The organism is Craterilacuibacter sp., from assembly GCF_051659485.1.
Taxonomy (GTDB): Bacteria; Pseudomonadota; Gammaproteobacteria; order Burkholderiales; family Chromobacteriaceae; genus Craterilacuibacter.
Genome location: NZ_JBOFOO010000194.1, coordinates 1 through 1,004 on the forward strand (window position 1 = coordinate 1; position 1,004 = coordinate 1,004).

General features: G+C 62.2%; 1 protein-coding gene. It reads left to right on the plus strand.

From position 1 onward, the window contains the following. Positions 1-178 precede the first annotated feature (178 nt). Positions 179-1,004, plus strand: an 826-nt coding sequence (locus ACRC1E_RS07040; protein ID WP_438514401.1) for a flagellar assembly protein T N-terminal domain-containing protein, incomplete at its 3' end; no start/stop codon positions are given.

Sequence of the window (1,004 nt, forward strand, 5' to 3'; positions counted from 1 at the left end):
TATTATCGGACGCGCCGGACAAAGCTTGAGCCAGGAATGAGGCATGATTCTTGCTTTTTAATGGTCATTGTCAGCGCCACCGTGCGCTGCCACCCGGCAAGTGTTGTGAACCATGTCGGCCAGCGGGCGCCATTTCCTCAAAAATGGCGTGGCTGCCCGCCAACTCAAGGTATCTGCTATGAAATTACCGCTGCTGTTGACCCTGCTGCTGGCCAGCCTGAGCGCCCGCGCCGAACTTATCGAAGCACAGGGCAGCGCCGCCATTCTGGGGGGCGATGAAGTCTATGCCCGCGAGCAGGCAACCCGCGACGCCCTGCGTCAGGCCCTGCTGGCCAGCGGCGCGGCTGTCTCCAGCGTCCAGCGTCTGGAAAATGGCAGCCTGCGCTCCGAGCAGATCCAGATCCGCTCCGGCGGCGATATTCGCCAGTACCGGCTCAAGCGGGAAGAGGTGCGCAACGGCCGCATGTACATCACGCTGGTGGCCGACATTCAGGCCGAGCGCCAGATCTGCCAGACCCAGCACTTCGCCAAGGATTTGACACTGGTGAGGCTGCGGATGCGCTATCCGGATCAGGCCAGCTACGGCGCCATGGACGACATGCCGGAAAACCTCTCACGCCAGCTGTTCGAAACTCTCGCCAACGCGCCGCAAGGGGTCGCGGTGCGCCAGTGGCTGGACGAAAACTTGCGCATCGACCCGCTTCACCTGCAACAGGGGGATCGCAGCGCCCTCGAGGAGATCAAGGCACTCAGCCTGCGTACCGACAGCCAGTATCTGGTGCTCGGCAGCATCGACGATCTCTCCATCGAACCGCAGGGCAACCAGCTGACCAGTTGGTATCAAGATCCCGTGCGCAACTTTCGTATGCAGCTCTACCTGTTCGACGGCATCAACGGCAGTCTGGTCAACCGCAAGGTCTACGAAGGGCGCGCCACCTGGACCTTTGGCAAGCGGGAGCAGGTGGGCAGCAGCAGCGGCCAGTTCTGGCAGTCAAGCTACGGCC